Source organism: Rhizobium alarense (genome assembly GCF_021555155.1).
In the GTDB taxonomy this organism is placed as follows: domain Bacteria; phylum Pseudomonadota; class Alphaproteobacteria; order Rhizobiales; family Rhizobiaceae; genus Rhizobium_D; species Rhizobium_D alarense.
On the sequence record NZ_JAKGBU010000063.1, the window covers coordinates 28,775 to 32,695 of the forward strand.

2 protein-coding genes are annotated in these 3,921 nt (G+C 67.1%); one reads left to right on the plus strand and one right to left on the minus strand.

Going from position 1 to position 3,921, the window contains the following annotated elements; translation table 11 throughout:
* Positions 1 to 2,915: apolipoprotein A-IV repeat region-like domain-containing protein (locus LXM94_RS18435; RefSeq protein WP_456239088.1), on the minus strand; the 2,915-nt coding region annotated here is incomplete at its 3' end.
* 609 nt (positions 2,916 to 3,524) lie between these two features.
* Here LXM94_RS18435 and LXM94_RS18440 point away from each other — a divergent pair.
* Positions 3,525 to 3,893, plus strand: coding sequence for an Hpt domain-containing protein (locus tag LXM94_RS18440; protein WP_235772930.1), 369 nt, complete (start codon positions 3,525 to 3,527; stop codon positions 3,891 to 3,893).
* The last annotated feature ends 28 nt before the right edge of the window (positions 3,894 to 3,921 follow it).

The following is a 3,921-nucleotide window of genomic DNA, read 5'->3' on the forward strand; positions in this document are numbered from 1 at the left end:
CGCCCGGCGAGCGTCTCGCCGATATGGGCGGCGGCCTGCGTACTGACGCGGTCGAGCTCGGAGACGCGCCCGGCGAGCGTCTCGGAGATGCGGTTGCCGGCCGAATCGACGAGGCCGGCAACGCTTTCGACGCTGTGCTGGATGCGGTGCTCCAGCGCGCCGAGATTTTCCTCCATCCGGGCGCCGGTCGCGTCGAAGCGGCTCGTCACGCTGCCGAGCGTCGAGTCCATGCGGTTGCCGAAGGTCTCGGCGGCGGCGGCGATCTCGGCGGTGGTGGCGCTGAGGTGGTCGGCGACGGAGCCGGCGCTCTGGCGCACGGTCTCGTCGAGCGCGGCGGCGCTGCCCTCGATCGAGCGGCGCAGGTTCTCCTCGTGCTGCTCGAGCGTCATTTCCAGCATGCCGGCGCTGGTGGCGATCGTCGTGCCGATCGCCGTCACCTGGTCGTTCAGCGTTTCGGCGAGCTGCTCGCGGCCATCGGTCATGGCGATGCGGATCGCGTTGACGCGGTCATCGAGCGTCGAGCGGATCTGCTCATGGGTGGAGACGAGCGAGCCGGCGAGCTCGCTTGCCCGACCGGACAGCGTTTCCGCGATCTCCGCGGCACGGCCGGAGAAGGCGTCGGCGAATTCGGCCGCCTGGCCGGTCAGCACGCCGCCGATCTGTTCGCTGCCGTCACGCAGCACCGTCTCGACGCGGGTCGCGGCGGTATCGATCGCCGTCTGCATCGTCGTCGCGCTGTTGCCGAGCACGGAGGCGAGATTGGCCGTGCGCCCGGTGATGACCTCGTCGATCTGCCGCGCCGCGCCGGTGAGCGCGCTTTCGACGCGGTTCGCGGCGCTGCCGACGGAGGTTTCCAGCGCGCTGCCCGTCTCGTTGAGCATCGCGGAGAGCGCGGCCGTACGCTCGGACAGCGCACTGTCGATGCGGTTGTGACTTGCGGCGATGGAGGAGGTGATCTCGTCGGCGCGGGCGCCCAGCGCCTCCTCCATGCGGATCTGGGCCGCCTGGATGCTGCCGGCTATCGCCGTGCCGCGCGTGTCGAGGGCGGAGGTAAGACGCTGCTCGCTCTCGGCGATGGTGCCGGCGAGTGCATCCGCCCGCGCGCCGAAGCCGCTCTGGAACCGGTCCTGCGCCTCCGAGAGGCCGGAAAGCAGGATGTCGCCGCGCTCCTTCAGCACGGACTGCATGCGTTCATGGGCGCCATCGACCGTCGAGCGGATCGTGGCGGCCTGATCGCCGATCGCCGCCTCGAACACTTCCTGGCCCGTACCGATCGCGGTGGCGATCGCGAAGGACTGGTCGGTGAGCGTCGAGCCAAGCCGCTCGATGCCGCTCGTCAGGATGCCGTCGATCGCGTGCTGGCCGCCGGCGATCGTCTCGTTGATCCGCCCGAGGCTCTCCATCAGCTTGGAATCGAGCGTTCCCGCGCGCTCGTCAAAGGCATTGGCGAAACCGTCGAGGCGGGAATCGAAGGCGGTGGCGATCTGGCCGACCGTCGCCTGCAGGCGCTCGTCGAAGAAACCGGACCGCAGGTCGAGATCCATGATGGTGTCGTCGACCGTGTTCTTGAGGTTCTGGCGGAACTGGGCGCCGTGGTCGTCGAGCGTGGCGTTCATCGACTGGATGACGTCGTCGAGGCCGCTCGCGATCGCCTGCTGGCCGACCGTCAGGCTTTCGTTGATTTCGCGCGTGCGGGCGATCAGCGTCTCGTTGAGCTGTCGGGCACGCTCGTTGAGTGCCGCATTCAGCCTCTCGGTGTTGGTGTCGAGCGAGGAGGCCCGCGTCTCGAACTGCTTGAGCAGCGTGTCGCCGTTGCTCTTCAGCGTTTCGGTCAGGTGTTCCAGCCGCGTGTCGAATTCGCCGGCAAGGGCGATGCCGGACGAGCTCAGGGTCGACAGCAGGCTGTCGGCGCGGGCGGACAGCATGGCGCCGATCGTCTGCGTCGCGCTGTCGGACTTCTCCATCAGCATGGCGGCGCGGGTGTCGATCATCGCCGCGAAGGCTTCGCCGGAGGTGGCGATGCGGCTCGCGATGCCCTCGCTCGCCGCCGTGAGCTCTTCGCGCAGCTGGTCGTGCGCGCCCGAGATCGTCGAGCGGATGCGCTCGGAATGGTTGATGATCGCCTCGCGTTCGGTGCCGAGCTCCTGGACCAGCGTGCGCACGCGCAGCTCGTTGTCCGTGTAGCTGCGCTCCAGCGCGTTCACTTCGGAATGCACAAGCGATTCCAGCTCGGTGGCGCGCGCGATCGTGCGCTCGATGCCCTCGTTCATCGCCGAGACCTCGCGGCGCACGGCCTGGCCGACCGACATGATGCGGTCCGCTGCGACGGTCTCCGGCTCGGAGAGGCGGAGCGCCACTTCCGCCATGGAGCGGGCGGCACTTCTCAGTTCATGCGCCCGCGAGATCATGATCGCAAAGGCGAAGAACAGCATGACCGGCATGATGACGGCGACGAGGATGCCGATTGCGCCGGGAATGGCGACGAGCGCGGCGAGAGAGCGGATCTGCCAGATCTGCGGACCGTAGAGAAGGTTGGCAAGGCCGAGGCCGCCGACGACCCAGAAGACGGAGATGAGGGCCGCCATGCGCAGCGATGCGCGGCTCGAGCGCGCGTCGAGCGACTTCAGGATGGCCGCCGGCGATTTGCGTGTGCCGTCGTTTGCCGGCGAGAGCGCCGGCTGGCGCGGTCCGGGCTCCGGATTGAGCGAGCGGGGCGGCTCGGCAGCCGGCGCGGGGGCCTTGGCACTGCGATCTTCTGCGCGGCTCGCATTCTCGGACACATTGGCCTCCGGGGCGCCCTTGGACTGGTTCTTGGGCGTTGCCGGAGCGAGATCATCGAAGTCGATCTTCAGGGCTTCCTCCAAGGCCTGGAACGCCTTGTCGTCGATCGATTCGGGTGACTTGTTTGTCGCCATGCGGATACGCCTCGTTACCATTTCGGCCGGTCGTACTTTCGATCTCCTGCCGCCAGCACAGAAAGTCGTCAGCCCGTCCGGTCGGGGCCGCCCGCCGTCCAGCCGTCATGACTGTCGATACGCGCCGCCGTTGTCATTCCCATTCTCAAGGAAGGTCCGCCGCCCGTGGGGCTGCCATTGCTGGCCCTGGACCTTCCGCGGCGGACTGTCCTGCCAATTCGGGCATAAACAAGTCCTCAGCCGTATCGTAGTGACACATTAGCCTGTTTCACACAATTCATGCGCATGTGGCCTTGCAAGATTCCTAACAGAAAGTTAATGCGCCGCAAAAGGGTATCATAATGGAATTGCTGGGAATTCACCGCATATAACAGGCGTTAACCATAGTTGGCGAATTCCGCCGCGATTGCGCCCGCTTTTAATCGGATAGCCGCTTTCCGCGCGCAGGATGCAAGTTCCGAACTGCGACGGATGTGCACCACCGTTGTCTGCCGGCGGCAGACGGGGCGGCGGCGCGACCGGTCCCGGATTCTGTCGACCGAACCTGCCGGGACGGCGCCACGCGCGTCACAACGAAACAGAAGAGTGTATAACAAGGATAAATTGGCAATGGCAGCCCTCAAAATTGCCTTCGAAGCTCCGGACAATGCAGGCGGCGCGTGTCCGTCGAAGTCCCGCCCCATCGACCTCGTGCATCTGGCGAACCAGACCATGGGCGACAAGGCTCTGGAACTCGAAGTGCTGCAGATCTTCGCGCGGCAGGCCCGCCAGATCATGAAGGACATGGCCGCGGCGGCGGCGGCCGACCGGGCGTCGCTCGCCCACCGTCTGAAGGGTGCGGCCCAGGCCGTCGGGGCGACCTTCGTGGCGCAGGCCGCCGAGCGGCTCGAGGCGCACGGCAGCGACGCCGCTGCGCTTGCCGCCGTCGGGGCATCCGTCATCGAGGCGGAAAACTTCATCCTCAAGCTTAGCCGCTGACGGCAGGCCCGGAATTCCGCCCGCGCCG

Excerpts from the sequence above, each read along its gene's own strand:
- LXM94_RS18440 (WP_235772930.1), top strand. The coding sequence starts at position 3,525 with ATGGCAGCCCTCAAAATTGCCTTCGAAGCTCCGGACAATGCAGGCGGC.